This window comes from Pseudomonas sp. NPDC079367, assembly GCF_044542195.1.
Taxonomy (GTDB): domain Bacteria; phylum Pseudomonadota; class Gammaproteobacteria; order Pseudomonadales; family Pseudomonadaceae; genus Aquipseudomonas.
This window is the reverse complement of the sequence record NZ_JBITTW010000009.1, coordinates 1-17,664: the sequence shown is the minus strand read 5'-3', so window position 1 is coordinate 17,664 and position 17,664 is coordinate 1. Positions and strand designations below refer to the sequence as shown.

Annotated in this window: 18 protein-coding genes and 1 pseudogene; 10 read left to right on the top strand and 9 right to left on the bottom strand. The window is 59.0% G+C overall.

Features of this window, described 5'->3' with window-relative positions:
• Entirely contained in the window at nt 1–597 is a 597-nt protein-coding gene (locus ACIGDJ_RS10925; protein ID WP_101158611.1) for a septation protein A, read from the bottom strand.
• Nucleotides 598–684: 87 nt separating this feature from the next.
• On the opposite strand from ACIGDJ_RS10925, the gene ACIGDJ_RS10920 reads away from it, so the two are divergent.
• From ACIGDJ_RS10920 to ACIGDJ_RS10890, 7 genes are all read left to right on the top strand, one after another.
• Nucleotides 685–1,548 carry a PHP domain-containing protein gene (locus tag ACIGDJ_RS10920; protein WP_101158612.1) on the top strand — a complete coding sequence of 288 codons (864 nt, stop codon included), beginning with the start codon at nt 685–687 and terminating at the stop codon, nt 1,546–1,548.
• 13 nt (nt 1,549–1,561) lie between these two features.
• Entirely contained in the window at nt 1,562–2,191 is a 630-nt protein-coding gene (locus tag ACIGDJ_RS10915) for an L-threonylcarbamoyladenylate synthase (protein WP_397478377.1), read from the top strand.
• 123 nt (nt 2,192–2,314) lie between these two features.
• Nucleotides 2,315–3,013, top strand: coding sequence for a ScpA family protein (locus ACIGDJ_RS10910; RefSeq protein WP_172828192.1), 699 nt, complete (start codon nt 2,315–2,317; stop codon nt 3,011–3,013).
• 11 nt (nt 3,014–3,024) lie between these two features.
• Nucleotides 3,025–3,978, top strand: a complete 954-nt coding sequence (scpB, locus tag ACIGDJ_RS10905; protein ID WP_101158613.1) for an SMC-Scp complex subunit ScpB — start codon at nt 3,025–3,027, stop codon at nt 3,976–3,978.
• A gap of 124 nt (nt 3,979–4,102) precedes the next feature.
• Nucleotides 4,103–4,294, top strand: a complete 192-nt coding sequence (locus ACIGDJ_RS10900; RefSeq protein ID WP_101158614.1) for a DUF1289 domain-containing protein — start codon at nt 4,103–4,105, stop codon at nt 4,292–4,294.
• A 142-nt stretch (nt 4,295–4,436) separates the two neighbouring features.
• Nucleotides 4,437–5,657 carry a 23S rRNA pseudouridine(2605) synthase RluB gene (rluB, locus tag ACIGDJ_RS10895; RefSeq protein WP_312996657.1) on the top strand — a complete coding sequence of 407 codons (1,221 nt, stop codon included), beginning with the start codon at nt 4,437–4,439 and terminating at the stop codon, nt 5,655–5,657.
• 817 nt (nt 5,658–6,474) lie between these two features.
• Nucleotides 6,475–7,896, top strand: coding sequence for an amino acid permease (locus ACIGDJ_RS10890; RefSeq protein ID WP_101158615.1), 1,422 nt, complete (start codon nt 6,475–6,477; stop codon nt 7,894–7,896).
• A gap of 524 nt (nt 7,897–8,420) precedes the next feature.
• Here the strand turns inward: ACIGDJ_RS10890 and ACIGDJ_RS10885 are convergent.
• A pseudogene (locus ACIGDJ_RS10885) lies at nt 8,421–9,140 on the bottom strand (DUF4225 domain-containing protein).
• Nucleotides 9,137–9,622, bottom strand: coding sequence for an Hcp family type VI secretion system effector (locus tag ACIGDJ_RS10880; RefSeq protein ID WP_101158617.1), 486 nt, complete (start codon nt 9,620–9,622; stop codon nt 9,137–9,139). Before ACIGDJ_RS10880 ends, ACIGDJ_RS10885 begins: the two are co-directional and overlap by 4 nt.
• Before the next feature lie 203 nt (nt 9,623–9,825).
• Here ACIGDJ_RS10880 and arfB point away from each other — a divergent pair, with 203 nt between their 5' ends.
• Entirely contained in the window at nt 9,826–10,239 is a 414-nt protein-coding gene (arfB, locus tag ACIGDJ_RS10875) for an alternative ribosome rescue aminoacyl-tRNA hydrolase ArfB (protein ID WP_016771119.1), read from the top strand.
• On the opposite strand, the gene ACIGDJ_RS10870 is transcribed toward arfB, so the two are convergent.
• From ACIGDJ_RS10870 to phhA, 6 genes are all read right to left on the bottom strand, one after another.
• Complete coding sequence (locus tag ACIGDJ_RS10870) at nt 10,236–11,432, bottom strand: MFS transporter (protein ID WP_312996691.1); 1,197 nt, start codon at nt 11,430–11,432, stop codon at nt 10,236–10,238. The two genes, arfB and ACIGDJ_RS10870, sit on opposite strands and share 4 nt — an antisense overlap.
• A gap of 103 nt (nt 11,433–11,535) precedes the next feature.
• Nucleotides 11,536–11,718 carry a hypothetical protein gene (locus ACIGDJ_RS10865; protein WP_312997032.1) on the bottom strand — a complete coding sequence of 61 codons (183 nt, stop codon included), beginning with the start codon at nt 11,716–11,718 and terminating at the stop codon, nt 11,536–11,538.
• 70 nt (nt 11,719–11,788) lie between these two features.
• The gene (locus ACIGDJ_RS10860; protein WP_258450101.1) at nt 11,789–11,920 is read right to left on the bottom strand and encodes a hypothetical protein; all 132 of its coding nucleotides are present in this window, start codon (nt 11,918–11,920) and stop codon (nt 11,789–11,791) included.
• Between the two features lie 285 nt (nt 11,921–12,205).
• Nucleotides 12,206–13,399, bottom strand: a complete 1,194-nt coding sequence (locus ACIGDJ_RS10855) for an amino acid aminotransferase (RefSeq protein ID WP_397478376.1) — start codon at nt 13,397–13,399, stop codon at nt 12,206–12,208.
• Entirely contained in the window at nt 13,399–13,755 is a 357-nt protein-coding gene (locus ACIGDJ_RS10850; RefSeq protein ID WP_397478375.1) for a 4a-hydroxytetrahydrobiopterin dehydratase, read from the bottom strand. Before ACIGDJ_RS10850 ends, ACIGDJ_RS10855 begins: the two co-directional genes overlap by 1 nt.
• A 115-nt stretch (nt 13,756–13,870) precedes the next feature.
• A complete protein-coding gene (phhA, locus tag ACIGDJ_RS10845) occupies nt 13,871–14,662 on the bottom strand; it encodes a phenylalanine 4-monooxygenase (RefSeq protein ID WP_016771114.1) in 792 nt (263 codons plus the stop codon).
• 407 nt (nt 14,663–15,069) lie between these two features.
• Between phhA and ACIGDJ_RS10840 the strand changes: the two genes are divergently transcribed.
• Entirely contained in the window at nt 15,070–16,632 is a 1,563-nt protein-coding gene (locus ACIGDJ_RS10840) for a sigma-54-dependent transcriptional regulator (RefSeq protein WP_397478374.1), read from the top strand.
• Nucleotides 16,633–16,904: 272 nt separating this feature from the next.
• Nucleotides 16,905–17,645 (top strand): flagellar basal body rod protein FlgF, encoded by a 741-nt coding sequence (locus tag ACIGDJ_RS10835; protein WP_039761110.1) that lies wholly within the window; start codon nt 16,905–16,907, stop codon nt 17,643–17,645.
• The last annotated feature ends 19 nt before the right edge of the window (nt 17,646–17,664 follow it).

Below are 17,664 nucleotides of genomic sequence, written 5' to 3'. Positions count from 1 at the left end.
TCAGTCCTCGGTTTTTGGCGTTGTGGTATCGGTGTCATGCAAATGGCGCGACAAGTAGATGCCCTGTGCAACCAGGAACAGTACGGTCATGCCCAGGCTGCCGAACACCTTGAAGTCGACCCAGATGCTCTGGAAGGTGAAGGCGACGAACAGGTTGGCGGCGCCGCAGAACAGGAAGAAGCCGATCCAGGCGATGTTCAGGCGGGTCCAGACCGGGTCCGGCAGGGTCAGCGCATGGCCCATGATGCGTTTGATCAGCAGGCGGTCACCGATGAAGTGGCTGCCGATAAACGCTGCTGCAAACAACCAGTTGACCACCGGCGCTTTCCATTTCAGGAAGGTTTCGCTGTGGAATGCCAGCGTCAGGCTACCGAATACCAGACAGGCGATCAGCGTCAGCCATTGGCTCTTTTCCAGCTTGCGCTGCTTGATGAACAGCGCGCCGTACACCACCAGCGAGCTGATGATCAGCATCGCCGTGGCGCTGTAAATACCGCCTACGGTCACTTGCTGGCCGGCAATGTCGACGACCCGCGGATCAAGTTTGTAAACGATGAAGAACAGCAGAAGCGGGATGAAATCGATGAATTGTTTCACAGTGAGAGCCAGAAGCTGGATGTGGCGGCATAATAACAAACATATGGGCGCGCGATAGCGCCAGCTGATTTGAGGTTACAACTCCCCGTGAATGTTGATTTGCACTGCCACAGCACGGCCTCCGACGGCGCCCTGGCGCCTGCGGTTCTGGTTGCGCGTGCGTTCGAGAACGGCGTGCGGGTCCTGGCGTTGACCGACCATGACACTCTCGAGGGGCTCGCCGAGGCGCGAACTGCCGCCACCGAGTTGGGCATGCAACTGGTCAACGGCGTCGAATTGTCCTGCACCTGGGGCGGTGCGACCATTCATGTATTGGGCTACGGTTTCGACGTCAACGCCGCGCCGTTGGTCGAAGCGATCGCTAAATTGCACGATGGCCGCTGGCTGCGGTCGGAAGAAATAAGCCGCAAGCTCGCCCTCAAGGGCATGCCCGGTGCCCTCGACGGCGCCCGGCAGCTCCAGCAGGAACTGGGCGACAGCGGCAACGCGCCGGCCCGGCCGCATTTCGCTGACTGGATGGTGCGTGAAGGTTATGTAAAGGATCGCGCCGAGGCGTTTCGCAAATGGCTCGGCGCCGGCAAGCTCGGCGACGTCAAGCTGCACTGGCCGACCCTGGAAGACACCGTCGGCACCCTGCGCGCCGCCGGTGCCTGGGTCAGCCTGGCGCATCCCTGGCACTACGATTTCACCCGTAGCAAACGCCGAAAGCTGATTGCCGACTATATTCAAGCAGGCGGGCATGCTATCGAGGTGGTCAATGGCCATCAGCCCGCAGAACAGGTGGGCAGCCTGGCGATCCTTGCCCGTGAGTTCGGTCTGCTGGTCAGCGCCGGCAGTGACTTCCATGGCCCTGGCGGCTGGTCCGAGATCGGCCAGTACCGGCCGGTTCCCGAGGACCTTCCACCCCTGTGGTGTCGGTTCAAACATGACACAGATATTGCCGCCGTCTGAACAGGTAGAGAACGTGAGTCAATTTTTCCAGATACATCCGGAAAACCCGCAAGCGCGCCTGATCAAACAGGCAGTCGAGATCATCCGCAAGGGTGGGGTGGTGATTTATCCCACGGACTCGTCCTACGCCATCGGTTGCCAGATCGGCGACAAAACCGCCATCGAGCGCGTGCGCCGTCTGCGTCAGCTCGATGAAAAGCACAACTTCGCGCTGATCTGCAGCGACCTGTCGCAGCTGGGCAATTACGCCAAGATCGACACTGGCACCTTCCGTATCCTCAAGGCGCACCTGCCGGGTCCTTACACCTTTATTCTCAACGCCACCCGCGAAGTGCCGCGCCTGTTGCTGCATCCGAAGAAACGCACCATCGGCCTGCGCGTGCCGAGCCATCCGATCGCCCTGGCGCTGCTGGCCGAACTCGGCGAGCCGCTGATGAGCGTGACGCTTATCATGCCCGGCGACGAAGATCCACTGAGCGATCCGTATGAAATGCGCCAGTTGCTTGAGCATCAGGTCGACCTGATCATCGATGGCGGTTTTGGCGGTATCAAGGCCTCGACGGTGATTGACCTGACCGGCGACGACCTGGAAGTGGTCCGCGTCGGTTGCGGCGATCCGACGCCGTTCATGGTCGAGGCCTGAATGTCGGCAGTGGAAACCGTGGTCGATCCCCAGGCCGGCGCCCAGCAGGAACTGCCGTTTGCCATGGTCTATGGCCAGGCGGTCATGGAAATGCCGCTGGACCTGTACATCCCGCCGGATGCGCTGGAAGTCTTCCTTGAAGCCTTCGAAGGCCCGCTCGACCTGCTGCTGTACCTGATTCGCAAACAGAACATCAATATCCTCGACATTCCGGTGGCAGAAATCACCCGCCAGTACATGGGCTACGTCGAGTTGATGCAGTCGGTGCGTCTGGAACTGGCCGCTGAATATCTGGTGATGGCGGCGATGCTCGCCGAGATCAAATCGCGCATGCTCCTGCCGCGCGCCGAAACCGTCGAAGACGAGGAAGACGACCCGCGCGCCGAACTGATCCGTCGCTTGCAGGAATACGAGCGTTTCAAGGCTGCTGCTGAAGGCATCGACGGCCTGAGTCGGGTCGGTCGCGATGTGATCGTGCCCAAGCTCGATGCCCCGGAGGCGCGGGCGCGCAAGCTGTTGCCCGACGTGGCGCTGGAAGAGATTCTGATGTGCATGGCCGAAGTGTTGCGCCGTGGCGACATGTTCGAAAGTCACCAGGTCAGCCGCGAAGCGCTGTCCACCCGCGAGCGCATGAGCGATGTGCTGGAACGGCTCAAGGGCGGCGGTTTCGTGCCGTTTGTCGAGCTGTTCACCGCCGAAGAGGGGCGCTTGGGTGTAGTGGTGACCTTTATGGCGATCCTTGAACTGGTCAAGGAATCCTTGGTCGAGCTGGTGCAGAATGAGCCGTTCGCCGCGATCCACGTGCGAGCCCGAGCCGAATAACGAGTCCCTGTATGAACCTGACTGAACCCCGCGAGCTGGCGCCCCTGCTTGAAGCCTTTCTGTTGGCCTCGGGAAAGCCGCAATCACTTGAGCGCCTGTTTGAACTGTTCGAAGAAGGCGAGCGGCCGGAGCCGGCGGTCTTCAAGAAAGCCCTGACGCTGCTCGGCAAGTCCTGCGAGGGCCGTGCCTTCGAGCTCAAGGAAGTCTCGTCGGGCTATCGCTTGCAGATCCGCGAGAAGTTTTCACCCTGGGTCGGCCGTCTCTGGGAAGAGCGCCCGCAGCGCTATTCCCGCGCGTTGCTGGAAACCATCGCATTGATCGCCTATCGCCAGCCGATCACCCGTGGCGAAATCGAAGACGTGCGTGGCGTCGCGGTCAACAGCAACATCGTCAAGACTTTGCTCGAGCGTGAGTGGATTCGCGTGGTGGGTTACCGCGACGTGCCGGGCAAACCGGCTATGTTCGCCACGACCAAGGCGTTTCTCGATCACTTCAACCTGAAAAATCTCGAAGACCTGCCGCCGCTGGCCGAACTGCGCGAAATGGAAGCCGAACCGGTGCTCGACTTCGACGATGCGCCGGTGCCGCAGAGTCTGCAGGAACTGGCCGACGCCAGTGCCGAGCCGGAGGAGGAGAAGGAAGAAACCAGTTTCCATTCGTTGCTGCTGGAGCTGGACAGCATGGAAGAGGGCATCAAAACCGACTTCGACGACTTGCTGCGTGATGCGGTGGATGGCGCAGCGCCGGTCTCTGAGCCTGAGATTATCGAGCCGACTGTTGAAGTTGAACATGAAGCCGCGCCTGATGCCGAACCGGAAGAAGACATTCTCGGTGTCGCCGAAGCCCGCGAGAAACTCTTGGCCGCCGTTGCCGCCCTCGAACAGCCGGAACTCAGCGAAGAAGAAGCCGAGGCTCGCGCATTGGCCGAAGCGATCGAAGCCGAACGGCGTGAGTTCGGCGACTGACCCAGACCCTGTGGGAGCGGGCTTGCTCGCGAATGCGTTGTGTCAGGGCATGCAGTCACGTCGGATACACCGCATTCGCGAGCAAGCCCGCTCCCACATTTCCACGTAAAAGCTGGAGAGGATGATGAGTTCAACCAAAGACCCCTGCATCAGCCTCTGCAAATTCTCCGACGACATCTGCCTCGGCTGTGGCCGCAGCAAACGCGAGATAAAGGCCTGGAAGAAACTCGACAAGGACGACAAGCGCACCGTGCTGGCGCAAGCCGCGTTGCGCCTGATCAAACTCGGCGGTGCCGGTCGGCGGAAAAAGAAATAACCGGCAATCGATCAGCTAGTCTCTGATGCGCGACGGCGCACATCCGCGTATGATTCGCGACCCTTCGCCGATCCCTTCGGCCGAATACCAGATTCCATTGCTTCAGGCGCCGCCTGAACAGACCACACCGGGAGGTGCCCAGATGAGTGACATCAATCAGAAAGACGACCAGGAAATCGGCCCAGCAGGCGAAAAGCTGCAGAAAGTCCTCGCCCGTATCGGCGTCGGCTCGCGCCGTGACGTCGAAGCCTGGATCAGCCAGGGCCGCATCAAGGTCAATGGTAAAGACGCCACCCTCGGCCTGCGTGTCGACATGCACGACGCCATCACCATCGATGGCAAGGTGATCAAGCGCGAAGAGGCTGCCGAATCGGTGCGCCGCGTGATCATGTACAACAAGCCCGATGGCGAAATCTGCACCCGTGACGACCCGGAAGGCCGTCCCACCGTGTTCGACAAGCTGCCGCGTCCGAAAGAAGGCCGCTGGATCAACATCGGCCGTCTCGACATCAACACCACCGGTCTGCTGATGTTCACCACCGACGGTGAATTGGCCAACCGCCTGATGCACCCATCCTACGAGATGGACCGCGAGTACGCCGTGCGGGTACGCGGTGAAGTCGATGACGAAATGATCGAACGCCTGAAGGCCGGCGTGGTGCTGGAAGACGGCCCGGCGCGTTTCACCGACATTCAGCAGGCGCCGGGTGGTGAAGGCTTCAACCACTGGTACCACTGCGTGGTCATGGAAGGGCGTAACCGTGAGGTTCGTCGTCTGTGGGAATCGCAGGGCCTGGTGGTCAGCCGTCTGAAGCGTGTGCGTTTCGGTCCGGTGTTCCTCAACTCCGACCTGCCGATGGGCCGCTGGCGCGAAATGAGCCAGTACGAAGTCGACGTGCTCAGCGCCGAAGTCGGCCTGACGCCAGTGGCAATGCCGCAGCTGAACGCCAAGAGCAAGGACAAACTGGAACGCATGCAGCGTAAATCGTCGCGGCCGATGGCCAAGACCGAGCGCGTGCGCACCCTGCGTCCTGCCGCTGGTGCACCGACCGGGCCACGCCCGGGCCGTGAGCCGCAGATCGAAGGCGAGCGTCCAGGTCGCAAGCCGGTTGCCCGTGACGGCGAGCGCGCTCCGCGTCCAGCCAATGGCCGTACCGAGCGTGGCGAACGCGGCGCTCCTGCCGGTCGCGGTACGCCAGTCGCGGATCGTCCAGCCGACACCAACAACAAGCGTCCGGCCAAACCGGCGCCGAAGCGTCCGGGGATCAAACTGGTCGACGGCGACAAGCCTTCGGGCAAACGCCGCGGCGCCCCGGCCGGCTCCGGTCAGCGCCCAGGGTTTGGTCGCAAGAAGCCTGAATGAGGCAGCCTTGAGCTGCAAGTTCTAGCTGCAAGCTGAAGCAGAAACGCCAATCTTGGGATTGGCGTTTTTTTTCGTCTGGTGAAAGTGGTTTTTTTGTCTGGCCGTCCTCTTCCCGAGCAAGCCCGCTCCCCGCCGATAGGCAGACGTCCTTCAGAAATTACTGATTCGGAAAGTTTACGTTACAGGTTGTAAAAAAAAACTGACGAAACGGCGCAGCTGACTGGGTGATTTCTTCCATGCCACCTGACTGTAAGGAAAAGCTTCCGAAACCAGCCATACCGGTCGCCAGGCAAGGCTCTGGCGCGCTTGTTTCCGAGGATCAGGCAAGGTGTGATGCGCGGTATGCCTGTCGTGCAGGCCCATAACAAGAAGGAGGCGCAATGAACGCCGCGACTGATTTCCACTTCTCCCCGTGGGACGGTTTTCTCCTCGTCCCCGTCGATGGCCTGCAAAGGCCTGACTCACATTCTGCAGCCGCTCGAGACTGTCGAGGCGGACACGCGCAATCCCGGCAACCGACACGCTGATCAGGCGGGTCTGGCAGCAGGGGGTTAGCGGTGTACAATGCGCCGCGTTTTAACTGTGACCCTCTGCGTAATCGCAAAAATCCCGAGGCTATCCGCCTTGCTCACTCCGCCGCGCCACAAGCGTGCCGGGTTCGATTTCGTCACAGATAAAAACAAACAGGTGACGCATGACCGTTGTAAATGAGCTGAACTCCTGGTGCCTGCGCTGGGGTTTGATCGGGGCTGCCTGAAATCGCAACCTTGCAGCAACGTCTACTGAACATCATCAAACCTTGCGTGAGACCTTTTTCATGAGTGGACAACCCTCGCAATCAGGCGAGCTTAAGCGCGGCCTGAAAAATCGCCATATTCAACTGATCGCCCTCGGTGGTGCGATCGGTACCGGATTGTTCCTCGGTTCTGCCGGGGTGCTGAAATCCGCCGGCCCGTCGATGATCCTAGGCTATGCCATCTGCGGCTTCATCGCCTTCATGATCATGCGCCAGTTGGGTGAAATGATCGTTGAAGAGCCGGTGGCCGGCTCCTTCAGCCACTTCGCGCACAAGTATTGGGGCGGTTTCGCCGGTTTCCTTTCCGGCTGGAACTGCTGGATTTTGTACATTCTGGTGGGCATGTCCGAGCTGACAGCGGTCGGCAAGTACATCCATTACTGGGCGCCGGACATCCCGACCTGGGTCTCCGCTGCGGCCTTCTTCGTACTGATCAACGCGATCAATCTGGCCAACGTAAAAGTTTTCGGTGAAGCTGAATTCTGGTTCGCGATCATCAAGGTCGTGGCCATCGTCGGCATGATTGCCTTGGGCAGCTACCTGCTGGTCAGCGGCCATGGCGGCCCGCAGGCTTCGGTGAGCAACCTGTGGTCGCACGGCGGTTTCTTCCCCAACGGGGTGAGCGGTCTGGTCATGGCCATGGCGATCATCATGTTCTCCTTCGGCGGTCTGGAAATGCTCGGTTTCACCGCAGCGGAAGCCGACAAGCCGAAAACCGTGATCCCGAAAGCGATCAACCAGGTGATCTACCGTATCCTGATTTTCTACATCGGTGCGCTGGTGATCCTGCTGTCCCTGACTCCGTGGGACAGCCTGTTGGAAACCCTTAACGCGTCGGGCGATTCCTACAGCGGCAGCCCGTTCGTGCAAGTGTTCTCGATGCTCGGCAGCAACACCGCCGCACACATCCTCAACTTCGTCGTGCTGACCGCCGCGTTGTCGGTTTACAACAGCGGCACCTACTGCAACAGCCGCATGTTGCTGGGCATGGCCGAGCAGGGCGATGCACCGAAAGGCCTGGCGAAGATCGACAAGCGCGGCGTGCCGGTGCGTTCGATCCTCGCGTCGGCAGCGGTGACCCTGGTCGCGGTGCTGCTCAACTACCTGATCCCGCAACATGCGCTGGAACTGCTGATGTCGCTGGTGGTTGCGACACTGGTGATCAACTGGGCGATGATCAGCTTCTCGCACTTCAAGTTCCGCCAGCACATGAACCAGACCAGACAAACGCCACTGTTCAAGGCGCTGTGGTACCCGTACGGCAACTTCGTCTGCCTGGCGTTTGTGGTGTTCATCCTCGGCGTGATGCTGCTGATTCCGGGGATTCAGATCTCGGTGTACGCGATTCCGGTGTGGGTCGTATTCATGTGGGTCTGCTACGTGATCAAGAACAAGCGCAATGCTCAGCCCGCGTTGAACGCGGCGGGTTCGGCCGCGAAGTAAACAAGACGTAGAGACAACAAACCCGGCCAAGTGCCGGGTTTGTTGTTTGGAAGTGTGGCTCTCAAGTGAAATCAGATTCTGTGGGAGCGCTGCGGCTGGTTCGATGAGAGGGACTGTGTTTCTGGCGGGGCTTGGGCTCTTGGTATGGATTGTCACTGGTGCTGCCTGAGCGCTGTCGACTCGTGATCGACGAGATTGATTCGTTACTAATGTAGCTACTTGAGAATCAGTGTTATTGATTTTCTTTGCTTGGTGTGCAAAGCGTTTGAAGTATGGCGCTTACAAAGGCAATCCATCGAATTAGGTAGTTGTTTTCAATAGTGTCTTTGGATGAAGGGATAAACAGAATGTAGCCATGGCGAGCGACGTTAAGTTGTATTGCTCCGCCAAGTATGATCAATGCAAAAAAGAACCAAAATATTCCGGGTTTCAGATTTGGGCCTGAGATTTTTTTTGCTGTTGAGTAATAAAGCCAAAATATTGTTAGAGAAGCAAGCAGGTATAGCGTTGTTGTAAGTCCTTGGTCACTCGTCACTGATTTTTTTCTCTTTGTATATTGAGTTTATTGTTATTGCGTTTGAGGTGGCCTCAAAGGTCAGTGCTGATTTAGTTGCTTTTTCATACCTGCGTACGTAATCGGCTCGTACATATCTAAACAACCGCCATGCATCAGGCTTTAAAACCTGACCGGCAACACCATATACGGAAAGCCCTAAATCAACTGCTCCATATGCCACATTTCCCTAAGATTTTCCGCTGCCTATCAACTTTGCAGCCTCTTGGTAACCTTTTCTGACTGGCCCATGTGTATCGGAGCGGCCTTCCCACAAATTTCGCCCATTCTCATATACGTTGTTCGCCCCATGAAGCATCAAAGGTGAACCTGCCAGTAGACAAAGTGTGCCTGCGGAGCCGTAGCAAATTCCAGCCCCTGCTGCGAACTGAAATGCTCCAGCGATTACTCCAACACCTTTTTGAGCAATCTCCATTGACTGGCTTAAAAGGCTGCTCTGTTCGTTCTTGAGATCATTCAGAGCCTGCTCCGGACTTTTTTCACCTTGCGCAACCGCATCAACAATACTTTTGGCGTAGTAAGAAACCTCTCGGCCAAATTGCAAACGTAGCGTGCCGTCCTTGATGTACCTGGCACCCAGTGTGCAGGCTTGGCTTCCAAGTCTTCTTGCAGCTTCGCTGACAAGCCAATAATCGCAACTACCGGGTTTGCATTCACTTATCGGTTTCATGTCTCGTTTCCCCAGGTGCTGTGGCCGCTGGTTCCAGCTGAGTGGTGCACCCAAGTGATCTCCCTGTAGCGAATAGCCAGGTGTTCCTGCGGCTCTGCATCGTTTTGCAAGATCGAGTGAGGCATCTCAAGCGTCAGATCGGCAATAACACCGCCGGTAATCGAGATGGAATAAAATTTTTCCTGTATGCCAAACGAGGACACGCGATAAAAGTTAATCGTACAGTCTATTTTTTCTCTGGTTGACAGTGCTTGAGCGAGAAGTGGTGAAGATTTGTCGATGTTTTTAGTTATGATGAGAGGGCTGTGTGTCGGCTTGTCAATGTTTCCTATATTGGCCATGTTGTGGCTGTAAGACAGCACCATAACTTCGTCTGTATGTCCTGCCTGATATTTATTGCCAACAGAGTCTGCACTTGAGCAGCCCGCTGAAATTAACCCCTGAGTTTTACCTGTGATGGACATATATCCGTGGTTGGCCATTTTTGACACTCCTTTAGTTGACCTGAAATTCTATAACAGGGATTTGAGGAGCTCTGTAGGGCGCTTCTGAAAAGCAGGTTTGTGCCTGCCGGACGGCGCTATCGTGCGCTCAGGCCTTCGTCAATCAGGTCTACTATGGTTCCCGCTCAGGCTTGGTATCGGTTTCGCGGTATCCTGTACCCTCTGATTACGGATGCTTTTCCATGCTGGTGATTTCCAACAACGTGCATCTGCCGGATGCCGAGATCGAGTTGACGGCCATCCGTGCGCAAGGCGCGGGTGGGCAGAACGTCAACAAGGTTTCCAGCGCCATGCACCTGCGCTTCGACATTCCCAACTCATCCCTGCCTGAGTTCTACAAGGAACGCCTGCTGGCACTGCGTGACAGTCGCATCACCAGCGACGGCGTGCTGATCATCAAGGCTCAGCAATACCGAACCCAGGAAGCCAACCGCGCCGATGCGCTGGAGCGGCTGGTCGAGCTGATTCTCAGCGCCACCAAAGTCGAAAAGAAACGCCGCCCGACCAAACCGACCCTCGGTTCGAAAAAGCGTCGGCTGGAGTCGAAAACCAAGCGCGGCAGCATCAAGGCTGGGCGCGGCAAGGTGGATTTTTAAACCTCGCGGTATTTTGTCGTGTGCTTGTACAGATAAATGCTTAAACCGAGCCCGCTCAACGCGGCGAATGCGGCGAACAGAAAGATCGAAGCGAAACCGAACCCGGCGGCAATTGCCCCGGCCAATGGACCGGTGATGCCCAGCGACAAATCGATGAACAGCGAGTAAGCACCGACCGCTGCGCCCCGGCTCGAGGCTGGCACCAGATTCACCGCCTCCACGCCCAATGCCGGGAATACCAGCGAAAAACCAAAGCCGCTCAGTGCCGCGCCGGCCAATGCCCAGTGCGCATCCGGTGCGATCCACAACAGCAGCAACCCCAACGTTTCGACCGTCAGGCAGGCAATCGCCACGCGGAAACCGCCGAGGCGGTTGATCAGGTTGCCGAACAGCAGCCGCGCGCCAATGAAACTGGCGCCGAACAGGCTCAGGCACAGCACGGCGTTATCCCAATGCCGGGTCGCGTAATACAGGGTGATGAAAGTCGCGATGGTGCCAAAACCGATCGAGCCCAGCGCCAGCCCGCAGCCATGCGGGAAGACTTTGCCGAGCACATGCATGAACGGCAGGCGTTCGCCGGCGACGATCGGCGCGGCGGTTTTCGGCCATGCCAGCGCGAGGCCTAGCAGGGCGAGGAGGATGATGCTCACGCCCATGCTCCACAAGCCCAGTCGGCTCACCAGCCAGACGCCGAACGGCGCGCCGATCGCCAGGGCACCGTAACTGGCGATGCCGTTCCAGGAAATCACTTTCGCCGTATTCGCCGCGCCGACCCGGCCGATGCCCCAGCCAATCGAACCGGAACCGACCAGGCTTTCCGCACTGCCCAGCACCAGGCGGCCGATCAACAGGCTGATCAGACTGAGCAGCGGCAGGTTCGGCGTCCACGCGGAAATCAGCATGAACACACCGCTCAAGCCACAGCCAGCGAGGCCGATCATCACTGCGCGTTTGCTGCCCTGGTTGTCGATGATCTTGCCCGCGTACGGGCGACTGAGCAGGGTGGCGAGGTATTGCACGCTGATCACCAGCCCGGCGATCACCGCGCCGAAACCGAGATCGCTGTGGACATAGCCCGGCAGCACGGCGAGCGGGATGCCGATGTTCAGGTAACCGATGAAGGTGAAAAGGACGATGGAGACTACTTGCAGCGTAACCGCCAGCGGACGCTGGGGCTCGGATAAAGACGACATGGGTAACGATCCACGGGAGCAGCAGATTAGATAGGCTGCTCATGATACCGGCGTGAACCGTTAAGGGGCGGGGAAAAGTAAAACTATTTGCCGGGCGGCGCTTTCAGGATTTCGCCGGAGCGACCAGTTGCGTGGTGACGAGGGCGGCGAGGGCGTTTTCTTCGCTGCCGAAACGCTTGAGCAGGGCGGCCTGTTTCTCGGGTGAGAGGCGATTCCAGATCTCGATCATCTTCTCGGTGGCGCCGATCAGCACGGCAGCTTGGCTTTCGGAGAATTCATCGGTCATGGCGGGCTCGGGTTTCAGGCAGTGTGGAAAGCGCATGTTAGCGCTTTCCACACGGTCTGTACGGCGGGTCTTACGCTTCGCTGTCGGCTTTGCGGCTGTCAGCGGCTTCTTGCGGCTCGGGCTTTTCAGCGCCGGCGTGTTGCGGGGTCGTCTGCTCAGGTACGTGCAGGCTTGGGAAGGGGAGATTGGGAATCTCGTGCATGGTTGCGCTCCTCGCTAAGTCTGTTGATAGATCAGGTGCTCCGCGCTTTTACAAAGCCTGCGCAGGATACAGCAGGAAAAATGACAATCAGACTTTTAATTGAAAATAATGCGACAGATGGCCGCAGGGCGAGAGAGCGCGGTGTTATTGATCGTTCCCACGCTCTGCGTGGGAATGCAGCCCGGGACGCTCTGCGTCCCTTTCAAAGCCGAACGCGGAGCGTCCGAGGAGGCGTTCCCACGCAGAGCGTGGGAACGATCATTCACAGGTTATTGCAGTGTCTGACTACTTGCAGACGTCAGCGATGGCGTCAGCCAGCGATGCGAGGCGGGTGGCGTCGATGCCGGCGACGTTGGCCCGGCCGGAGCTGACCATGTACACGCTGTGCCGTTCGCGCAGATTCTTCACCTGCTCCGGCAACAGGCCGGTGTAGGAGAACATCCCGCGTTGCACGCCAATGTGCGCAAAACGCTCGCGTAGACCATGCGGTTCCAGCGCCTCGACCAGACCGCTGCGCAGCTGCGCGATCCGCAAGCGCATGGCTTCCACTTCATCGGCCCAGCGCGCCTTCAGCTCTGGATCGGCGAGGATGGTCGCGACCACCGCCGCGCCGTGATCCGGCGGCGTCGACCACAGGTTGCGGGCGATGTTGGCCAGTTGGCTGCGGATGTCGATGAGTTTTTCAGCGCCTTTCGTGCAGACGATCAGCGCGCCGGTGCGGTCGCGGTACAGCCCGAAATTCTTCGAGCAGGAACTGGTGATCAGCAGCTCCGGCACTTCGGCTGCGTAGAGGCGAGTCGACCATGCATCCTGTTCCAGCCCATCACCAAACCCCTGATAAGCGAAGTCGATCAGCGGTAACAGATCGCGGCTGCGTACGACGTCAAGCACGCGCTTCCAGTCGTCATGGCTCAGGTCGAAACCGGTCGGGTTGTGGCAGCAAGCATGCAGCAGCACCACGTCGCCCTTCGGCACTTCCCTGAGCACGGCGAGCATCGCTTCGACGTCGAGGCGGTTATCACTGCCCACGTACGGGTAGTGGCTGACCTTGACCTTGGCGGCGGCGAAAATGGTTTCGTGGATCGGCCAGGTCGGGTTGCTGAGCCATACGCCTTTGCCTGGCAGGCACTGGGCGATGAAATCAGCCGCCAGGCGCAAGGCACCGGTGCCGCCCGGCGTCTGCGTGGCGCCGGCGCGTTGTTCGGCGATCAGTGGTGAGTCGGCACCGAGCACCAGCTCATTGATGACCTTGGCGAACAGCGGATTGCCGTGGCCGCCGATGTAAGTCTTGGTGTCCTGGCTTTCGACCAGCCGCGCTTCGGCGATTTTCACCGCTTCGGGGATCGGCGTCAGGCCCTGAGCGTCCTTGTAGACGCCAACGCCGAGGTCGAACTTGCGCGGATTGGCATCCTGCGCATAGGCCTCCATCAACCCGAGGATGGGGTCGCCGGGGACCCGGCCGATGGCGTCGAAGTGCATTACTTGCGTCCTTCTGCGGTCTTGGCTACTGCGTCAGTGCGCGCCGCCATGATGAAGTCGTTGCGGTGCAAGCCTTTGATCGAGTGGCTCCACCAGGTCACGGTGACTTTGCCCCACTCGGTCAGCAGGCCCGGGTGATGACCTTCGGCCTCGGAGATCTCACCCACGGCATTGGTGAAGGCCAGGGCATGTTTGAAGTTCTTGAACAGGAAAATTTTCTCGAGCTGCATGACGCCATCGCGTACTTCGATGTTCCAGTCAGGGATCTGCTTGATCAGGATCGGCAGCTCTTCGTCGCTGACTTGTGGCGCATCGGCGCGGCAGGCTTCGCAGTGGGCTTGGTTCAAAGTCGACATGGTGTATTCCTGAATACGAGTGTGTTTTTTATTAAAGCGCATAGGCCGTCAATGCCGTCACGCTAAAGCAAAGTGGCGGCGACGCACAGACGCAATTGTCAGCAAAAGTCGCGGTTCAGGCGGCTTTGGGTTTCGGCGGAAATTTCGGCGCGTGCAAGCCCAACTGCATGCCCTGGCGGACCATGGCCATGATGTCTTCATGGGCCACATCGAACAGGCGCTTGAGGTTGGGCAGGACAAAGTAAAGCGGTTGCAGAATGTCGATGCGATACGGCGTGCGCATGGCTTCCAGCGGATCGAAGAGCTGATGCTCGGGCTCGTCCGACAGGCAGTAAACGGTTTCTTTCGGCGAGGACAGAATCCCGCCGCCGTAGATGCGCTTGCCTTGCGGGGTGTCGACCAGGCCGAATTCGATGGTCATCCAATACAGCCGCGCCAGGTACACGCGTTCTTCCTTGGTCGCTTGCAGGCCAAGCTTGCCGTAGGTGTGGGTGAATTCAGCGAAGTACGGGTTGGTCAACAACGGGCAGTGGCCGAAGATCTCGTGAAAAATGTCTGGCTCTTGCAGATAGTCGAGTTCTTCGCGGGTACGGATGAACGTCGCGACAGGAAATTGCTTGCTGGCGAGCAATTCGAAAAAGGTCTGGAAGGGAATCAGCGCCGGCACCCGGGCGACCTGCCAGCCCGTGGTCTCGCCGAGGACTTTGTTGATCTCGGCCAGTTGCGGGATACGGTCGTGGGGCAGACCGAGTTTTTCGATACCGTCCAGGTATTCCTGGCACGCGCGACCTTCAATCACCTTCAACTGGCGAGTGATCAGCGTGTTCCACACCGCATGTTCTTCGGCGGGGTAGTCGATAAAACCTTGCGCATCGGGCTCGCGAGCCACGTATTGCGTCTGCTTCATGCTGCTCTCCTGCTAAGGGATTTGGTTTTTGTTATATCCAGCGATGGGAAAAGGAATACCGGAGAGTGGCGGGGCGTGCAGCATGTTGAAGCGCGTACACGTAGGAAAATTCGGCGACTTTCGTAAAGTTATCGTTACGCTTTGTCGGGTAATGCGCATTTGCGGCGATTAGCGGGTTTGAAAAGCGCGGGGGCTGTCACATAATCTTGACAATTATCTGCGTGCCTCGGCAGAAAAGCCTCGGCAGCGCACACCATTCGGCCCGGCATTATCCCTTGGGGACCGGGCTTGCTCGCGAATGCGGTGGGTCAGTTACATAAATGTCGACTGACAGGGACTCTTCGCGAGCAAGCCCGCTCCCACAGCGGTGCGTGCATGGCACTTCATTTTCTATCGGGCCTTTTTCTATGCGCATCAAAGTCCATTGCCAGAACCGCATCGGCATCCTGCGCGACATTCTCAATCTGCTGGTCGCGTACGGCATCAACGTTGCGCGCGGCGAGGTTGGCGGTGAGCACGGCAATGCGATCTATCTGCATTGCCCGAACCTGATCAACATCCAGTTCCAGGCGTTGCGCCCCAAGTTCGAGGCAATTGGAGGGGTCTTCGGTGTCAAGCGCGTCGGCCTCATGCCTAGCGAGCGTCGACACATGGAGTTGAACGCGTTGCTCGGTGCACTGGAGTTTCCGGTGCTGTCGATCGACATGGGCGGCTCGATCGTCGCGGCCAACCGCGCGGCGGCGCAGTTGCTCGGGGTGCGCGTCGATGAGGTGCCGGGGATTCCGCTGTCGCGCTACGCCGAGGATTTCGACCTGCCGGAACTGGTGCGCGCCAACAAGTCGCGAATCAACGGCATGCGAGTCAAGGTCAAGGGCGATATCTTTCTCGCCGACATTGCGCCGCTGCAATCGGAGCACGACGACAGCGAAGCCATGGCCGGCGCAGTGTTGACGCTGCACCGCGCCGACCGCGTCGGCGAGCGTATCTATAATGTGCGCAAGCAAGAGTTGCGCGGCTTCGACAGCATCTTCCAAAGCTCAAAAATCATGGCCGCCGTGGTCCGCGAAGCGCGACGCATGGCGCCGCTGGATGCGCCGCTATTAATAGAAGGCGAAACCGGCACCGGCAAGGAACTGCTCGCGCGCGCCTGTCACCTCACCAGCCCGCGTGGCCAGTCACCGCTGATGGCGCTCAACTGCGCGGGGCTGCCGGAGTCGATGGCCGAGACCGAATTGTTCGGCTACGGCCCCGGCGCGTTCGAAGGTGCGCGGGCCGAAGGCAAGCTTGGTCTGCTGGAGTTGACCGCTGGCGGTACGTTGTTTCTCGACGGCGTCGGCGAGATGAGTCCGCGCTTGCAGGTCAAGCTGCTGCGCTTTCTTCAGGACGGTTGCTTCCGTCGCGTCGGTAGTGATGAAGAGGTCTATCTCGACGTGCGGGTGATCTGCGCCACCCAGGTGGACTTGTCCGAACTATGCGCGCGGGGCGAGTTTCGTCAGGATCTTTATCACCGCTTGAACGTGCTGTCGCTGCACATTCCGCCGCTGCGCGAATGCCTCGACGGTTTGACGCCGCTGGTCGAACATTTCCTCGATCAGGCCAGTCGGCAGATCGGCTGTCCGCTGCCGAAACTGGCCCCGGCGGCGATGGATCGTCTCAGCCATTACCACTGGCCGGGCAATGTGCGGCAACTGGAGAACGTGCTGTTCCAGGCGGTTTCCTTGTGCGACGGTGGGAAGGTCAAGGCCGAACATATCCGCCTGCCGGATTACGGCGTGCGTCAGCCGCTTGGCGATTTTTCCCTGGACGGAAATCTCGACGAGATCGTCGGGCGCTTCGAGAAAGCGGTGCTGGAAAGGTTGTATTCCGAGCATCCGAGCAGTCGGCAACTGGGCAAGCGGCTGGGTGTTTCGCACACGACTATTGCCAACAAGTTGCGTGAGTATGAGGTGGGTAAAGACAGCGGAGCTTAAGATCAAAAGATCGCAGCCTTCGGCAGCTCCTACATTTGGAACGCGGTTTCCTGTAGGAGCTGCGGAACGCTGCGATCTTTTGATCTCTTGCCGCGAAGCGGCATGACACCGCCGGTTTTTCGTCTTCTGCACATTTCAAATTCCCTTCGTAATTCGCTAAAGCCCTTTGTTTACCGGGCCTTCGCCTGCTAATAAAAAGTTGGTCTGCAAATTGCTTATGGCTGAGCAGTACAGCGGTGGGCGGCAAACGTCCGGCATGCAGAGGAAACAGTGTGGACAAGTACCTTTATGTGGCAATGACCGGCGCCAGCCAGAACGCACTGGCGCAGCGGGCGCATGCCAACAACCTGGCGAACATTTCCACCAACGGCTTCCAGCGCGACCTTGAGCAGGCGCGTTCGATGCCGGTGTTTGGTGACAGCTTTCCGGCGCGCGCGTTTGCCATGAGCGAACGTCCTGCCACCGACTTCACGCCGGGCTCGCTGGTGCAGACCGGGCGTGAACTCGACGTCGCAGTATCCGGCAACGGTTTCATCGCCGTGCAAAACCCCAACGGTGGCGAGAGCTACGTGCGCACCGGCAGCCTGAACATCGACGCCCTCGGCGTACTGCGTGCCGGCAACGGCATGCCAGTCATCGGTAACGGCGGCCCGATCGCCGTGCCGCCGGAGCAACAGGTCGAAGTCGGCGAAGACGGCACCATCAGCATTCGCGCGATGGGCGAAGGCCCGCGTGTCATGGCCGAAGTCGACCGGATCAAACTGGTCAACCCGGACATCAAGAACATGAACAAAGGTCTCGACGGTTCGATTTACACCAAGGACGGCCAGCCGGCGCAAGCCGACGCCAACGTCAAACTGGTCTCGGGTTTCCTCGAGTCGAGCAACGTCAACGCCGTGGAAGAAATGACCTCGGTGCTGGCCCTGGCCAAGCAGTTCGAGTTGCACGTCAAGATGATGAACACCGCCAAAGACGACGACCAGGCCATGGCTCGGGTCTTGCAGATCAGCTAATTATCAGAACGTCGCGCCG